This is a genomic window from Sphingomonas melonis, from assembly GCF_013409985.1.
Taxonomy (GTDB): domain Bacteria; phylum Pseudomonadota; class Alphaproteobacteria; order Sphingomonadales; family Sphingomonadaceae; genus Sphingomonas; species Sphingomonas melonis_A.
Window position 1 is genome coordinate 1,336,429 of the sequence record NZ_JACCBY010000001.1, and the last position, 14,903, is coordinate 1,351,331.

The window sequence follows — 14,903 nt, forward strand, 5'->3', positions numbered from 1 at the left end:
TTGCGCGGATGTGCCGGCCCCGCCTATGAGGGGCGACGATGGGCGAGGGCGCGGACGAGTTGAACGATACGCCCGCGCGGCCACGCCGCCTCGCGTCGTGGAGCCGGCGGCGGCGGATCGCGCTCGGGGTCGCGCTGGCGGTGCTGATCGTGCTTATCGGCCTGTGGGTCGAGCGCAAGCCGATCGCCAGCCGCGTCATCGATGCCGAACTCGCCAAGCGCGGCGTCGTCGCGCGATATGACGTGCGCGATCTCGGCTTCGGGCGGCAGCGGCTGAGCAATGTGGTGATCGGCGACCCCGCCGATCCCGATCTGGTCGCCGACTGGCTGGAGACGCGCACCCGGATCGGCTTCGGCGGCGCGACCCTCAGCCGGGTGCGGGCCGGCCATGTCCGCCTGCGCGGGCGGATGATCCAGGGCCGCCTGTCGCTGGGCGAGATCGACAAGCTGATCCCGCCATCCTCGGGCAAGGCGTTCGCGCTGCCGGCGCTGGACGTGGATGTCGCGGATGCGCGGCTGCGGATCGAGACGCCGTTGGGCGTCGCCGGGCTGCGCATCGCCGGACGCGGGCGGCTGGATGGCGGCTTTGCCGGCACGGTTGCGGTGGTGAGCGACCGGCTGGTGCAGGGGGCGTGCGGCGCGGAGGGGCTGCGCGCCGCGATGAAGGTGACGGTGACCTCCGGTGCGCCGCGGTTGCACGGGCCGGTGCAGCTCGCCGCCGGGCGCTGTGCTGGCGTTGCGGTGCAGCGGGCCGGCGCGGATCTCGACGTGCGGCTGACCCCGGCGCTCGACGGCTGGCGCGGCAATGCACGGCTCGCGAGCGGCCCGGTGCGGGGCGCCGGCGCGCGTCTTGCCGGACTGAACGGCGACGTGACCTTCGACGGCGCGGCGACGGGCACCAGCGGCACGATCGATCTGGCGGCGCGCGGGGCGGCGGCGGCGTTCGGCAGCGCCGGCACCGTCGCCGCCAAGGGGCGCTACCGGATCGCGGCGGAGCAGGTGTTCGCCGGCACCGTCCGCGTCGCCGATGCCCGCGTCGCGCCGCAGCAGTTGCCGGCGATCGGCGCGACCGCGGGCGCGGGCACGCCGCTCGCGCCATTGGTGTCGGCGATGGCGCGCGCGCTGCGCAACGCGGCGGCCCGGTTCGACGGATCGGCGGAGCTGGCAGTGCGGCAGGCCGGCGGCACGGGGCAGGCGCGGGTGACCGCTGCCGGGCTCCACGCGGCGAGCGGCGCGCAATTGCGGGTCGGTGGCGGTTCCGGGTTGACCCTCGGCTGGCCCGACAACCGGCTGCGGATCGACACGCGGCTTGCCATGACGGGCGGCGGCCTGCCCGATGCGCAGGTGACGCTGGCGCAGACGCGCGCGGGCGGCGCGATCGCGGGGCGGGCGACGATCGCGCCTTATGCGGCGGGTGGAGCACGGCTGGCGCTGGCGCCGGTCAGCTTCACCGCGGGGCCGGGAGGCGCAACCCGGATCGCGACGCGGGTGGAGCTGTCCGGGCCGCTCGGCGACGGGCGTGTCGATGGACTGACGCTGCCGGTCGATCTGCGCTGGAACGGGCGCGGGACGCTGGTCGCCAATCCCGCCTGTACCCCGGTGGCGATCCGGCGGCTGGGGGTGGCCGGGCTGGTGCTCGATCCGCTGCGCACCACGCTCTGCCCGATCGCCGGCGCGATGATGACCCTGACCGAGGGAAGGCTGGCGGGCGGCGCGCGCATCCCGGCGGCGGTGCTGGCCGGGCGGCTCGGACAGACGCCGCTGACCGTCGCGGCGAGCGGCGCCCAGTTGCGGCTCGGCGATGGCGGCTTCGTGCTCGACGGCGTCGCGGCGCGGCTGGGCAGCCCGGAGCGCGTCACGCGGATCGACCTGGCGCAGCTGACCGGCCGGATCGCAGGCGGCGCGGTGGCGGGCACGTTCAGCGGCGGCGCGGGGCAGATCGCCAACGTGCCGCTGCTGCTGGGGGCAGCGGCGGGCGACTGGTCGCTGCGGGGCGGCGCGCTGCGGCTGGCGGCGACGATGACGGTCGACGATGCCGCGCCCGATCCGCGCTTCAGGACGCTGGCGGCGCGCGACGTCACGCTTGACCTCGTCGGCGGCACGATCACCACGCACGGCACGCTGTACGAGCCGAGCAAGAGCGTGAAGGTCGCCGATGTCGCGATCGCCCACAGGCTGGCGACCGGCCGCGGCACGGCCGACCTGACCGTGCCGGGGATCGCCTTCACCGAACATTTCCAGCCCGACCTGCTCACCCGCCTGACCTTCGGCGTCGTCGCCGACGTGCGCGGCAGCGTGACCGGGGCGGGCCATATCGCGTGGAGCCCCGAAGGCGTCACCTCGACGGGCCGGTTTGCGACCAGGGATACCGATCTTGCCGCCGCCTTCGGCCCGGTCACCGGGATCAGCACGACGCTGACCTTCACCGACCTGCTCGGGCTGGCGAGCGCGCCGGCGCAGGTCGCGACGATCAAGACGGTCAATCCGGGCATCGCGGTCACCGACGGCACGATCGTCTATCAATTGTTGCCCGACATGCGCGTGAAGATCGACAGCGGCCATTGGCCGTTCGCCGGCGGGACGATGACGCTGCTGCCGACGACGCTCGACTTCACCGAATCCGCCGCCCGCCGGATGACCTTCCGCATCGACGGAGCCGCCGCGGACCAGTTCCTCGAACAGTTCGACTTCAAGAACCTGACCGCGACCGGCGTGTTCGACGGCGAGCTGCCGATGATCTTCGACGTGCAGGGCGGCCGGATCGAGGGCGGCCGGCTGGCGGTGCGCGAGGGCGGCGGCAGCCTCGCCTATGTCGGCGATCTCTCGCAGAAGGATCTGGGGCTGTGGGGCAATATCGCCTTCCAGGCGCTCAAGTCGCTGCGCTATCGCAACCTGACGATCGGCATGAACGGGCCGCTCGCCGGCGAGATGGTCACGGAGGTGCGCTTCGCCGGGGTGACGCAGGGGCAGGGGGCGAAGAGCAACTTCCTCGTCCGCCGGCTGCAGCGCCTGCCGTTCGTGTTCAACATCCGGATCAAGGCGCCCTTCCGCGGATTGCTCGATTCGGCGCAGTCCTTCTACGACCCCAGCCGGCTGATCCAGCGCAACCTGCCCGCCCTGCTCGAACGCCAGCAGCAACAGCAGCGCACCCCCATTCAGCCCTCCGCAAGCGGACCCATGCCATGACCGACACAGGATTGAAGATGGAGCAGCGAATCACGACCTTGGCACGCATGACGGGATTGGCCGCGATCGGTCTGACGGCGACGACGCTTGGTGGCTGCATCAACGTCTCGGCGCCGGACAAGCCGATCGAGATCAACCTCAACATCAGCGTGACGCAGGAGGTCGTCTATCGTCTCGATGGCGAGGCGAAGTCGCTGATCCAGCAGAATCCGGGGATTTTCTGATATGAAGACGAAGCTTTTGATCGTTGCCGGTGCGGTGGCCCTGCTGGGCATCTCGACCATGGCGATGGCGCAGCGCGATCCGGCCTATGCCGCCGCGCGTGAGGCGAAACAGGTCGGCGAACAGCCCGACGGCTATCTCGGCGTGGTGAGCGGCGGGCCGGCGGTGCAGGCGCTGGTCCGCGACATCAATATCAAGCGCAAGGCGGCCTATACCGCCAGCGCGCAGGCGAGCGGCGCGACGGTGGAGCAATTCGCCTTCACCAGCGGCTGCAACCTGGTGGCCAAGGTCGGCAAGGGGGAGATGTACAAGACCCCGTCCGGCCAGTGGAAGGAGAATACCGGCACGCCGGAACTCGACCCGCGGTGCAAGTAAAATACAGTCCTCCCCCGCCAGGGGGAGGGGGACTATCCGGCGCATGCCGGATGGTGGAGGGGGAGGAAAGGACGGGAGCCGAACGATGGCTCCCACCCTTTCCTCCCCCTCCGTCAGCGCCGCGCGCTGCCACCTCCCCCTGGCGGGGGAGGACTTATGCCTTCACCAATCCCATCGGGGAACCAGACGGTTGACACCCCGGCACCCCCCACCTAAACGGACCGGGCCTTGGCGGGATCGCTCGCCCCGCGCGTTTTCTCCCCCGGCTGAACGAAACAGGCGAGGGATGGCGCGTGGCGGACGAGGAACCTGGACGAGACTTCACCAGCGCGGACGATCCGCGGCTTTCCGCGCTCGATGAGCGGCTGAAGGAAGCCCGGCATGCCGAAGCGTTGCGGACGGGGCAGGGGGCGCCGACGGCCGATGCGGGATATTCGCTCGGCAATCGTGTGCTCGCCGCGCTGATCGGAAGCCTTGTCGGCAGCGCGCTGATCGGCTGGTGTATCGACCACTGGTTCGGCACGAGCCCATGGGCGCTGATCGTGATGCTGTTCCTCGGAATTGCCGTCGCGTTCAGGCAGATCATTCGGATTGCAGGCGAACGCCCGGAATAACCGGGCGTTTGTCGTATTAGGGAGCGAACGGGCCACGTGGCGGCAGAATCGGGCAGCAAGATCGATCCGATGCACCAGTTCCTGATCGAACCTTTGTTCGGTCGGCATTGGGTGGTCGCGGGATACGACATCTCGTTCACCAACTCGGCACTGTGGATGGTGATCACGCTCGCCAGCCTGTGGCTGTTCATGCTGGGCGGGATGAAGCGCGAGCTCGTCCCCGGCCGCTGGCAGGCCGCGGTCGAGGGCTTCACCGGCTTCGTCTCCAACATGCTGACGTCGAACATCGGGCCGCAGGGCAAGCGCTTCGTCCCCTATGTCTTCTCGCTGTTCATGTTCATCCTGTTCGCCAACATCTGGGGCCTGACCCCGGTCGGCATCGTGCCGGGTTGGCATCCGTTCACCATCACCAGCCACCTGACCGTCACCGGCGTGCTGGCGATCATCAGCTTCGCCATCGTGCTGATCGTCGGCTTCGGCAAGCACGGCTTCCACTTCTTCAGCCTGTTCGTGCCGCACGGCACGCCCAAGCTGATGATTCCGCTGATCTTCGTCGTCGAGCTGATGAGCTTCCTGGTGCGCCCTTTCTCGCTGGGTCTGCGACTGTTCGTCGCGATGACCGCGGGGCACATCCTGCTCAAGGTGCTGGCGGCGTTCGTGATCAGCGGCATCAACCTCGGCGCCGGCTATGGTCTGCTGATCTCGCTGCCCAGCTTCCTGCTGATGATCGGCATCACCCTGCTCGAGCTGCTGGTGGCCGCCATCCAGGCCTATGTCTTTGCGCTGCTGACGAGCGTCTATCTGAACGACGCCGTCAACCTGCACTGAGTTTTTCGTTCCAACCTACTGATTTTGATACGGGAGTTTTGACATGGACGCAGAAGCCGCCAAGATGATCGGTGCCGGTCTGGCCGCGATCGGCATGGGCCTCGCCTCGCTCGGCGTGGGCAACGTGTTCGCCAAGTTCCTCGAAGGCGCGCTGCGCAATCCGGGTGCTGCCGACAGCCAGCAGGGCCGTCTGTTCATCGGTTTCGCGGGTGCCGAGCTGCTCGGCCTGCTCGCCTTCGTGACGATGATCATCCTGCTGTTCGTCGCCTAACCATCGCCGTCCGGCCGGGCGCCCCGCCCGGCCGACAGCTTTGAGGTCGCGCTAAAGGTCTTCAATGCCACAGATTTCCCAGATCGCCGCCACCTACGCCTCGCAGATCTTCTGGCTGCTCATCACCTTTGGCATCCTGTATTTCGGGATCGGCAAGATGATGGTGCCGCGGGTCATCGCGACTGTGGACGCGCGTGAAGGCCAGATCGCGGCCGACCTTGCCGCGGCCGAACAGGCCCGTCTCGCCGCCGACCAGGTCGAAGCGGCATGGCGCCTGAAGATGGACGAGGCGCGCGCCGCGGCGCTCGCCGAGACCACCGCCGCCAAGGCCCAGGCCGCCAAGGCCGCCGAAAGCCAGATCCGGTCCGCCGACGCGGAGCTCGCCGAGCGGCTCGCCCATCACGATCTCGCGGTGGGCAATGCCAAGGCGCAGGCGATGCTCAACCTCCAGTCGGTCGCGGCGGATGTCGCGCAGGAGCTGGTCGCCAAGGTGTCGGGCCTGACCGTCAGCATCGATGCCGCCGCGGATGCGGTGCGCCGGAGCAATGCGCATGGCTAATCCCGCCAGCAATCCCAATGCCATGGTCGCCGCCAACCTCGCCGATGCGGCGTCGTCGGAGTCGATGCAGCCGCAGAACGTGCGCGACGGCAGCCAGCTGACCGCCAACGTCTCCGAGCCGGGCGCCGAACATGCCGTCGAGGAGACGGCATTGGGCTTCAACACCACCGGCTGGGTCGGCATCGCCGCCCTCGTCGTGCTGATCGGCATGCTGATCGTCAAGGTGCCGGCCAAGATCGCCGCGACCCTCGACAAGCAGATCGCCGCCGTCCGCCAGCAGCTGGACGAAGCCAAGAAGCTGCGTGCCGAGGCCGAGGTGCTGCGCAACGAATATGAAGCCAAGGCCAAGGCGGCCGAGGCGGATGCTGCGACGATGCGCCATCATGCCCAGCAGGAGGCGCATCAGATCATCGCCAAGGCGAAGCACGATGCGGAGGAGCTGATGGCCCGCCGCACCAAGCGCGCCGAGGACAAGATCGCCGCCGCCGAGCGGACCGCGATCGCCGAGGTTCGCGCTCTCGCTGCCGAGACCGCGGCGAAGGCCGCGGCGGTGCTGATCGCCGAGCAGCTCGACGCGCAGGCCGACCGTGCGATGATCGACCGCTCGATCGCCGGCCTGAGCCGGGTGAATTGATCCTCTAATTCCTCCCCGCTCGCGGGGAGGGGGACCGCCCGCGCAGCGGGTGGTGGAGGGGGTTCTCCACGCACGCAGCGTCTGTGGAAGCCCCCCTCCGTCAGCGCTGACGCGCTGCCACCTCCCCGTGCCGGGGAGGAGTTACACTTTCGACGCGCGTCTCTTCCCGGGTTTCCGGCGCCGTCCTGCATCACCGAGCCCGTACAGGAGTAACATCCATGTCGTGGCTCATCCTGGGCATCGCCGTGTTCACCGAAATCTGCTGGGCGCTCAGCCTGAAATGGGCGGCGACGCTCGCGACGTGGCAGGCGTCGAGCGTCCCGATCATCCTGTCCTTCGTCAACATGGGGCTGCTCGCGCTGGCGATGCGGGGGCTGCCCGCCGGCACCGCTTATGCGGTGTGGACCGGCTGCGGCGCGGTCGGCGTGATCATCGGCGGCGTGCTGCTGTTCGGCGACAAGGTCAGCATGGTGCAGGCCTGTTTCATGGCGCTGACCGTGGTCGGCATCGTCGGCACCAAGATGTTCGCGCAGGCCTGACCCTTTCGCCCCCGTCCGGGGCTGCTACAAGACGGCACGGCGCGCGCCTCGCGTGACCGTGTCGAGGTGGCCCGATGTCGATCCTTTTCGCTGCGCTGATGCTGGTACAATCCTCGCAGGCCGCGCAGGCGGCGGACAAATTCGCGCTCGACCTGCCGACGGACACTGCCTCGGCGTCGGCGGAGCGGCCTGCGGAACGTGTGCCCGCCGCGCCGGCGGGGGGCTTTTCGCTCGACACGCCGATCGCGGATCTGATCGCCGACCCGCGCGCCAAGGCGATCCTCGATCGCGACGTGCCGGGGATGAGCGACGATCCCAATCTGCCGAAGTTCCAGACGCTGTCGCTCCGCAAGCTCGCGCCGCTGAGCGGCGGGCAGATGACGCCGGCCTTGCTGGCGAAGATCGGCACGGATCTGGCGGCGATCGACGGCGCGCCGACGCCGGTGAAGAAGGTCGAGAGCCGCCGGTCACTGCCATCGGGACGGTAACTCCAAATCCTCCCCCGCGACGTGAAAGCCGTCGCATAGGGCAGCGATGCTGAGGCTCGACCGGTGGGCTCATGAGGTCCGTCACCCCGGACGTGTTCCGGGGTCCACCGGACCGCAGGAGAAGGGGGCGAAGGGAGCCTTTCCCCTCGCCGCAGGGTGGACCCCGGAACAAGTCCGGGGTGACGGCGTAAAAGGGGTGGGGCGTTTGGCATCAGCAGACTGGTGGAAGGGCCCGGAATGACCCACACCGTCGCAACCCACTAGCCCCGCACCGTCGCGACTCCTACATGACCCCAATGTCCGGTTACGGTCCTCCCGATCGATTCAACGAAGAGCGCGCCACCTTTACCGTCCGGGGGTCCGATACGCCGGATCTCGAGGCGGGGGTCGCCGCGATCCGCAACGTTCTCGCCACCTTGCCGAGCCGCTCCGGCGTCTATCGGATGCAGGATGCCAAGGGCGACGTGCTCTATGTCGGCAAGGCGCGCTCGCTCAAACAGCGGGTCGCCAATTACACCCAGGTCAAGGGGCTGACCAAGCGGCTGCAGCGGATGATCGCGCAGACCCGGTCGATGACGATCGTCACCACCAACAACGAGGCGGAGGCGCTGCTGCTCGAGGCGCAGCTGATCAAACGCTATCGCCCCGCCTACAACGTGCTGCTGCGCGACGATAAGTCGTTCCCGTTCATCCTGTTGCGCGGCGACCATGATTTCCCCCGCGTCCAGAAGCATCGCGGTGCCCGCCGCGCGCCCGGCAATTACTACGGGCCCTTCGCCAGCGCCGGCAGCGTCAACAACACGCTCAACGCGTTGCAGAAGCTGTTCCTGCTGCGCTCGTGCACCGACGGCTTCTTCAAGACGCGTGACCGGCCCTGCCTGCTCTACCAGATCAAGCGCTGCTCGGCGCCGTGCGTCGGCCGCGTCAGCAAGGAGGCGTACAAGGAACTGGTCGACGATTGCCGCGACTTCCTCGCCGGCAAGTCGACCAAGGTCCAGGCCAAGCTCGGCGCGCAGATGCAGGCGGCGGCGGAGAACATGGATTTCGAACTGGCCGCGCTGATCCGCGACCGGCTCAAGGCGCTCACCTTCGTCCAGGGCTCGCAGGCGATCAATGCCGAGGGGGTCGGCGACGCCGACGTCTTCGCGCTCGCGTGCAAGGACGGGACGATGGGCATCCAGGCGTTCTTCATCCGCGGCGGCCAGAATTGGGGGCATCGCAGCTTCTTCCCGCAGCATACCAACGAAGTGCCCGAGGACGAGGTGCTGGCGAGCTTCCTCACCCAATTCTACGAGGAGGTGCCGCCGCCCAAGACGATCCTGCTCGATCGCGAACTGGGCGAGGGCGCGCTGCTCGGCGAGGCGCTGGGCGAACGTGCCGGCTACAAGGTCGCGCTGTCGGTGCCGCAGCGCGGCGACCGCCGGCGGCTGATGGATCAGGCGAAGCGCAATGCGATCGAGGCGCTCGAACGGCGGCTGGCGGAGAGCACGACGCAGGCGCGGCTGCTGCGCGAGGTCGCCGACCTGTTCGACCTGGCCGAGCCGCCCGACCGGATCGAAGTCTATGACAACAGCCATATCCAGGGGACGAACGCGCTCGGCGCGATGATCGTCGCCGGGCCGGAGGGCTTCCGCAAGGGCCAGTATCGCAAGTTCAACATCAAGGGCAACGAGGCGGCGACCGACAGCGACGTCGGCATGATGCGCGAGGTGTTCCGCCGCCGCTTCGCGCGCCAGCTCGACGAGGCACCCGATCGCGACGACGGCACCTGGCCCGACCTCGTGCTGATCGACGGCGGCAAGCCGCAGCTCAATGCGGCCAAGGCGGTGCTCGAGGATCTCGGCATCGAGGACGTGTGCATGGTCGGCGTCGCCAAGGGGCCGCATCACGGCCGCGACGGGCGCGAGGTGTTCCACATGCTCGACGGGCGCGAGTTCCAGTTGCCGGTCAACGCGCCGGTGCTGTTCTACCTGCAACGGCTGCGCGACGAGGTGCACCGGTTCGCGATCGGCGCGCATCGCGACAAGCGGTCCAAGGCGATCGGCGCGAGCCCGCTCGACGAGGTGCCGGGCATCGGCCCGGCGCGCAAGAAGGCGCTGCTGATGCATTTCGGCACCGGCCGCGCGGTGCGCAACGCGAGCCTTGAAGATCTCAAGAAGGCGCCGGGCGTGTCTGCGGGCGTCGCCCAGCAGGTGTACGACTTCTACCACGCGCGGTGAGGCGCATTCGCCACGCCCGGCGCGCCGCGCGCCGCCGCCCCGGCCGGCGGCCGTTCGGGACATGCCGCGTAAAACACGGATGTGCCTACCAATTGTTCACGTGCGTGCCGTAAGGCCGGGCAATGACGTGCGTCTTCCTGACGATCGATACCGAATTCGCCTGGCGGCACCATGCCGCGGGGCTGGATGTCGAGACGATCTATGCGCGCTCGATCGAGCCCGCCGGCGTCGGGCTGAGCTATCAGCTCGATCTGCTCGCCGAACATGGGCTCAAGGCGTGTTTCTTCGTCGATCCGATGCCGGCGCTGGTCTTCGGCCTCGCGCCGGTCAAGCGGATGGTCGATACGATCCTGGCCGCCGGTCAGGAGGTGCAGCTGCATCTCCATCCGAGCTGGACCGGCGCGCGGGTCGGTGATCGCGGCGCCTGCTATGGGCGGTTCCAGCTGCATGAATATACGCTCGCCGAGCAGCGGGACCTGATCCGCGGCGCGGCCGAGCTGCTGGTCGCGGCCGGTGCGCCGCCGCCGGTCGCCTTCCGCGCGGGCAGCTTCGCGGCCAATGACGATACGATGGTCGCGCTGGCGGCGCTCGGCTTCACCTATGACAGCAGCCACAATGGCGGCGAGGCGGCGGCAAGCCGGATCGCGCTGCCGCCGGCCCAGATCGCCCCAGTCGCGCATCATCTGGTCGAGGTGCCGGTCACGGTGATCGAGGACGCACCGGGGCTGTGGCGCACCTTTCAATTGTGCGCGCTGTCGGGGGCGGAGAGTGCCGCCGCGCTCGACCATGCGGCGGCCGAGGATCATGCCGCGGTGACGATCGTCAGTCATGGCTTCGAGCTCGCCAACCGGCTCGGGACGCGCGCCAATGCCGTGCATGTCCGCCGCTTCGACACGCTGTGCCGGCTGCTGGCGCTGCGCAAGGCGGCGTTGCCGACGGTCCACTTCGCCGACCGGCCGCCGCTGGCGACCGGGCAGGACGATCGTCCGCTTGGCGCCAACGCGCTGCGCCGGCGGCTGCGACAGGCGGAACAGCTCTGGTCGAACTGGGTGGCAGAACGCGGCGTGTGACGCCGGTGGCGCTCCCGTTGCGGATCGGCGCGCGGACGCTCGCCACGATCCGACGGCGCCTGATCCGCGTGGCCTTGTCGCTCGACGACGTGCTGGAGGGGCGGGTGCCGACCCTGCCGGACGCAGCGGGAGACGGCTGGCTCGTCACGTCCTTGCCCGCGGCGCGCGTCGCGCAGGTCGAGACCGAGGGTCGCATCGTGATGGTGCGTCAGCATTATACCCGCTTCTACACCGATCTGACGATCGGCCATGACGCGTGGCTGGCGGCCCTCTCGTCTTCGGCCCGTGCGACGCTCCGCCGCAAGACGAGGAAGGCGGCTGCGGCGGGGCTGACGATCCGCGCCTATCGTACGCCGGAGGCGTTCGCGGCCTTCCACCCGCTGGCCCGCACGGTGTCCGCGAAGACGTATCAGGAGACGCTGCTGGATGCCGGCCTGCCCGAAGATGCCGCGGCGGTGGCCGACCTGATGGCGCGGGCGGCGGCGGACGACCTGCGCGCGTGGCTGCTGCTGCACGAGGGCACGCCGGTGGCCTATCTGTGCTGCACGGCGCAGGGCTCCGCACTGCGCTACGATCATGTCGGCCATGATCCCGCCTGGGGTGCGTCGTCGCCGGGCACGGTGTTGCAGGCGGCGGCGATGCGCGACCTGTTCGACGATCGGTTCGCGCGCTTCGACTTCACCGAGGGCGAGGGGCGGCACAAGCGGCAGTTCGCCACCGGCGGGGTGGCGTGCGTCGATCTGCTGGTGCTGCGGCCGACGCTGGCGAACCGCGCGACGGTGCTGGCGCTGGCGGCATTCGATCGTGCGGTGGCATCGGCCAAGCGCAGCGCCCGGCATCCGCGGCTGGCGACGCTGGCGAAGCGGCTGCGGCGATAGCGGGCTCGGCGTCTCCCCTCTGGCGGGGGAGGCGTTGGGGGCTATATCCCTGCGATGCACCTGCGCGCCGAAGCCATTGTCCTCGCGATCCGTGCGCATGGCGAGCATGGCGCGGTGGTGCGGGCGCTGACCCGTGCCGACGGCGTGCAGCCGGGCTATGTGCGCGGCGGACGATCGCGGCAGCTGCGGCCGGTGCTTCAGCCCGCCAATGCCATCGCCGGGGAATGGCGCGCACGCACCGGGGAGCAGCTCGCGGCGCTGACCGTCGAGCCCGTGCACAGTCGCGCCGCGCTGCATGGCGAGCCGCTGCCAGCCGCGGCGCTCGCCTGGGTCACCGCGCTCACTGCTGCGGCGCTGCCGGAGGCGCAGCCCTATCCGCGGCTCTACGATGCGCTCGGGGCGGTGCTCGATGCGGTCGAGGCGGCGCCGGCGGCACGTGGCTGGGCGACCGCCCTGGTGCGCTACGAACTGCTCGTGCTCGCCGAACTCGGCTTCGGCCTGGATCTGACCGCCTGCGTGGTGACCGGCGGCGCGGACGATCTGGCGTTCGTCAGCCCGCGCAGCGGCGGTGCGGTGAGCCGCGGCGCCGCTTATGGCTACGAGGCGCGGCTGTTCGCCTTGCCGGCGTTTCTTACGGAAGGCGGCGCGGCGGACTGGCCCGATATCATCGCGGGGCTGGCGATCACCGGCCATTTCCTCGCGCGCGACCTGCTCACCGATCGCCGCGCCGATCCGCTCGTGGCACGGGAACGGCTGGTCGCGATGCTGAAAAGGGCAATTGCCTAAGCGGCGGCGGCGCGGCTAGGCAGCGGCCATGGCAATGATCGCACTCCTGCCGGGCGACGGCATCGGCCCCGAAGTCATCACCCAGGCGCGCCGCGTGCTCGACGCGCTCGATCTCGATCTCGTCTATGAGGAGGCGCTGGTCGGCGGCGTCGCCTATCACAGCGTCGGCCATCCGCTGCCCGAGGCGACGCTCGACGTCGCACGGCGGGCCGATGCGCTGCTGTTCGGCGCGGTCGGCGATCCCAGCTGCGACTCGCTGGAACGCGCGCTCCGCCCGGAACAGGCGATCCTCGGCCTGCGCAAGCATCTCGCGCTCTTCTCCAACCTGCGCCCCGCGACCCTGTTCGAGGGGCTGGAGGATGCCTCGGCGCTCAAGCCGGAGGTCGCCCGGCAGATCGATCTCCTCATCGTCCGCGAGCTCAACGGCGACGTCTATTTCGGCGAGAAGGGCCGCCGCACCACCGCCGCGGGTCAGCGCGAGGGCTATGACATCATGAGCTATGACGAGAGCGAGGTGCGGCGCATCGCCCGCGTCGGGTTCGAGGCGGCGCGCAAGCGGCGCGGCCAGCTCTGCTCGGTCGACAAGGCGAACGTGCTCGAAACCTCGCAATTGTGGCGCGACGTGGTGATCGAGGTCGCCGCCGACTATCCCGACGTGACGCTGACCCATATGTACGTCGACAATGCCGCGATGCAGCTGGTGCGCCATCCCGGCCAGTTCGACGTCATCGTCACCGGCAATCTGTTCGGCGACATCCTGTCGGATCAGGCGTCGATGTGCGTCGGCTCGATCGGCATGCTGCCTTCCGCCAGCCTCGATGCCGCGGGCAAGGGGCTGTACGAGCCGATCCACGGGTCCGCGCCGGACATCGCCGGGCAGGGCAAGGCCAATCCCTGTGCCGCGATCCTGTCGGCGGCGATGATGCTGCGCCATTCGCTCGGCAACGGTGCGGCGGCCGACCGGATCGAGGCGGCGGTGGCGCAGGCGATCCGTGGCGGCGCACGCACTGCCGATCTCGGCGGGACGATGACGACCGGCGCCATGGGGGATGCGGTGCTCGCCGCCTTGTGAGCAAGCCGCTGTGAGTCCATTGCTCGAGATTGCGGTCGTCATCCCGACGTTCAACGAGCGCGCCAACGTCGCGACGCTGATCGCCAGGATCGAGGCCGCGCTGGCGGGGCGGCGCTGGGAAGCGATCTTCGTCGACGACGACAGCCCCGACGGCACCGCCGAGGCGGCGCGCGAACTCGGCCGCCTCGACACGCGGGTGCGGGTGATCCATCGCATCGGCCGGCGCGGTCTGTCCTCGGCCTGTATCGAGGGGATGTGCGCGACCGCCGCGCCGGTGGTGGCGGTGATCGACGGCGACCTGCAGCACGACGAGACGCTGCTGCCCAGGATGCTCGACCTGTTGCAGGCGGATGCCGACCTCGACGTGGTGGTCGGTTCGCGGTTCGTCGATGGCGGCGGGACGGGCGATTGGGACCGCGACCGCGTCGCCAAATCGGCCTTCGCCACCAGGCTGTCGCGCAAGGTGCTGAAAGGCGACCTGAGCGACCCGATGAGCGGCTTCTTCGCGATCCGCACCGCGCAGGCGCGCCGGCTCGCGCCGGACCTGTCGGCGATCGGCTTCAAGATCCTGCTCGACCTGATGACCGCGAGCGTCGAGCCGCTCCGCTTCGTCGAACTGCCCTATACCTTCCGGGTGCGGACCGAGGGCGAGTCGAAGCTCGATCACGTCGTCGCGATGGAATATCTGATCGCGCTCTACGACCGGATGTTCGGCCGGTTCGTGCCGGTGCGCTTCGCGATGTTCTCGTGCATCGGCGTGCTCGGCGTCGGTGTCCATATGGGGGTGCTCGGGGTGGCGATGCTGCTCGGCGCGGCGTTCCTGTGGGCGCAGATCCTCGGCGCGCTGGCGGCGATGACGTTCAACTTCGCGCTCAACAACGCGCTGACCTATCGCGACCGGCGGCTGAGGGGTTTTCGGGCGCTGCTCGACGGCTGGCTGTCGTTCTGCGTGGTCTGCTCGGTCGGGTTGGTCGCCAACGTCGGCGTCGCGGCGTTCGTGCACGACTTCCACAACGAAGGCGCCGCCGCGTCGGCCCTGCTCGGCATCCTGGTCGGCGCGGTGTGGAATTACGCGCTGTCGTCCAAGTTCGTCTGGGGACGGTATTGAACGACGGCTTTGTCCCTCGCGGGGAACGCTATCGCCTGGAAACGGTCGTTTGAGC

General features: G+C 69.5%; 16 protein-coding genes. All 16 read left to right on the plus strand.

What is annotated here, in order from left to right:
• Positions 1-38 precede the first annotated feature (38 nt).
• The 16 genes from HD841_RS06435 to HD841_RS06510 all read left to right on the plus strand — a co-directional run bounded on the left by HD841_RS06435 (position 39) and on the right by HD841_RS06510 (position 14,848).
• Entirely contained in the window at positions 39-3,185 is a 3,147-nt protein-coding gene (locus tag HD841_RS06435; protein ID WP_179507974.1) for a YdbH domain-containing protein, read from the plus strand.
• 17 nt (positions 3,186-3,202) lie between these two features.
• Positions 3,203-3,409 carry a YnbE family lipoprotein gene (locus HD841_RS06440; RefSeq protein WP_257015264.1) on the plus strand — a complete coding sequence of 69 codons (207 nt, stop codon included), beginning with the start codon at positions 3,203-3,205 and terminating at the stop codon, positions 3,407-3,409.
• 1 nt (position 3,410) lies between these two features.
• The gene (locus HD841_RS06445; RefSeq protein ID WP_179507975.1) at positions 3,411-3,782 is read left to right on the plus strand and encodes a YdbL family protein; all 372 of its coding nucleotides are present in this window, start codon (positions 3,411-3,413) and stop codon (positions 3,780-3,782) included.
• Positions 3,783-4,075: 293 nt separating this feature from the next.
• The gene (locus HD841_RS06450) at positions 4,076-4,396 is read left to right on the plus strand and encodes an AtpZ/AtpI family protein (RefSeq protein ID WP_179507976.1); all 321 of its coding nucleotides are present in this window, start codon (positions 4,076-4,078) and stop codon (positions 4,394-4,396) included.
• Positions 4,397-4,432: 36 nt separating this feature from the next.
• Positions 4,433-5,224 (plus strand): F0F1 ATP synthase subunit A, encoded by a 792-nt coding sequence (locus HD841_RS06455; protein ID WP_179507977.1) that lies wholly within the window; start codon positions 4,433-4,435, stop codon positions 5,222-5,224.
• A 43-nt stretch (positions 5,225-5,267) separates the two neighbouring features.
• On the plus strand, positions 5,268-5,495 hold the full coding sequence (locus tag HD841_RS06460) for a F0F1 ATP synthase subunit C (RefSeq protein ID WP_038662560.1): 228 nt from the start codon (positions 5,268-5,270) through the stop codon (positions 5,493-5,495).
• A 64-nt stretch (positions 5,496-5,559) separates the two neighbouring features.
• Positions 5,560-6,054, plus strand: a complete 495-nt coding sequence (locus tag HD841_RS06465) for a F0F1 ATP synthase subunit B family protein (protein ID WP_179507978.1) — start codon at positions 5,560-5,562, stop codon at positions 6,052-6,054.
• On the plus strand, positions 6,047-6,688 hold the full coding sequence (locus HD841_RS06470; protein ID WP_179507979.1) for a F0F1 ATP synthase subunit B family protein: 642 nt from the start codon (positions 6,047-6,049) through the stop codon (positions 6,686-6,688). The genes HD841_RS06465 and HD841_RS06470 overlap by 8 nt, the downstream gene beginning before the upstream one ends.
• A 218-nt stretch (positions 6,689-6,906) precedes the next feature.
• Complete coding sequence (locus HD841_RS06475) at positions 6,907-7,227, plus strand: DMT family transporter (protein WP_179507980.1); 321 nt, start codon at positions 6,907-6,909, stop codon at positions 7,225-7,227.
• Positions 7,228-7,301: 74 nt separating this feature from the next.
• Positions 7,302-7,715, plus strand: a complete 414-nt coding sequence (locus HD841_RS06480; RefSeq protein WP_179507981.1) for a hypothetical protein — start codon at positions 7,302-7,304, stop codon at positions 7,713-7,715.
• A 296-nt stretch (positions 7,716-8,011) separates the two neighbouring features.
• Positions 8,012-9,934 carry an excinuclease ABC subunit UvrC gene (gene uvrC, locus HD841_RS06485; protein ID WP_373562957.1) on the plus strand — a complete coding sequence of 641 codons (1,923 nt, stop codon included), beginning with the start codon at positions 8,012-8,014 and terminating at the stop codon, positions 9,932-9,934.
• Between the two features lie 122 nt (positions 9,935-10,056).
• Positions 10,057-11,004, plus strand: a complete 948-nt coding sequence (locus HD841_RS06490) for a polysaccharide deacetylase family protein (RefSeq protein ID WP_179507983.1) — start codon at positions 10,057-10,059, stop codon at positions 11,002-11,004.
• Positions 11,005-11,009: 5 nt separating this feature from the next.
• A complete protein-coding gene (locus HD841_RS06495) occupies positions 11,010-11,882 on the plus strand; it encodes a GNAT family N-acetyltransferase (protein WP_373562938.1) in 873 nt (290 codons plus the stop codon).
• Positions 11,883-11,936: 54 nt separating this feature from the next.
• Complete coding sequence (gene recO / locus HD841_RS06500; protein WP_179507984.1) at positions 11,937-12,668, plus strand: DNA repair protein RecO; 732 nt, start codon at positions 11,937-11,939, stop codon at positions 12,666-12,668.
• 28 nt (positions 12,669-12,696) lie between these two features.
• Complete coding sequence (leuB, locus tag HD841_RS06505; protein ID WP_179507985.1) at positions 12,697-13,740, plus strand: 3-isopropylmalate dehydrogenase; 1,044 nt, start codon at positions 12,697-12,699, stop codon at positions 13,738-13,740.
• A 10-nt stretch (positions 13,741-13,750) separates the two neighbouring features.
• Positions 13,751-14,848, plus strand: a complete 1,098-nt coding sequence (locus HD841_RS06510; protein WP_179507986.1) for a glycosyltransferase family 2 protein — start codon at positions 13,751-13,753, stop codon at positions 14,846-14,848.
• The last annotated feature ends 55 nt before the right edge of the window (positions 14,849-14,903 follow it).

Coding starts and splice junctions, on each gene's coding strand:
- HD841_RS06435 (WP_179507974.1), top strand. CDS start 39: ATGGGCGAGGGCGCGGACGAGTTGAACGATACGCCCGCGCGGCCACGC.
- HD841_RS06440 (WP_257015264.1), top strand. CDS start 3,203: ATGGAGCAGCGAATCACGACCTTGGCACGCATGACGGGATTGGCCGCG.
- HD841_RS06445 (WP_179507975.1), top strand. CDS start 3,411: ATGAAGACGAAGCTTTTGATCGTTGCCGGTGCGGTGGCCCTGCTGGGC.
- HD841_RS06460 (WP_038662560.1), top strand. CDS start 5,268: ATGGACGCAGAAGCCGCCAAGATGATCGGTGCCGGTCTGGCCGCGATC.
- HD841_RS06465 (WP_179507978.1), top strand. CDS start 5,560: ATGCCACAGATTTCCCAGATCGCCGCCACCTACGCCTCGCAGATCTTC.
- HD841_RS06470 (WP_179507979.1), top strand. CDS start 6,047: ATGGCTAATCCCGCCAGCAATCCCAATGCCATGGTCGCCGCCAACCTC.
- HD841_RS06475 (WP_179507980.1), top strand. CDS start 6,907: ATGTCGTGGCTCATCCTGGGCATCGCCGTGTTCACCGAAATCTGCTGG.
- HD841_RS06480 (WP_179507981.1), top strand. CDS start 7,302: ATGTCGATCCTTTTCGCTGCGCTGATGCTGGTACAATCCTCGCAGGCC.
- uvrC (WP_373562957.1), top strand. CDS start 8,012: ATGTCCGGTTACGGTCCTCCCGATCGATTCAACGAAGAGCGCGCCACC.
- HD841_RS06490 (WP_179507983.1), top strand. CDS start 10,057: ATGACGTGCGTCTTCCTGACGATCGATACCGAATTCGCCTGGCGGCAC.
- recO (WP_179507984.1), top strand. CDS start 11,937: ATGCACCTGCGCGCCGAAGCCATTGTCCTCGCGATCCGTGCGCATGGC.
- leuB (WP_179507985.1), top strand. CDS start 12,697: ATGGCAATGATCGCACTCCTGCCGGGCGACGGCATCGGCCCCGAAGTC.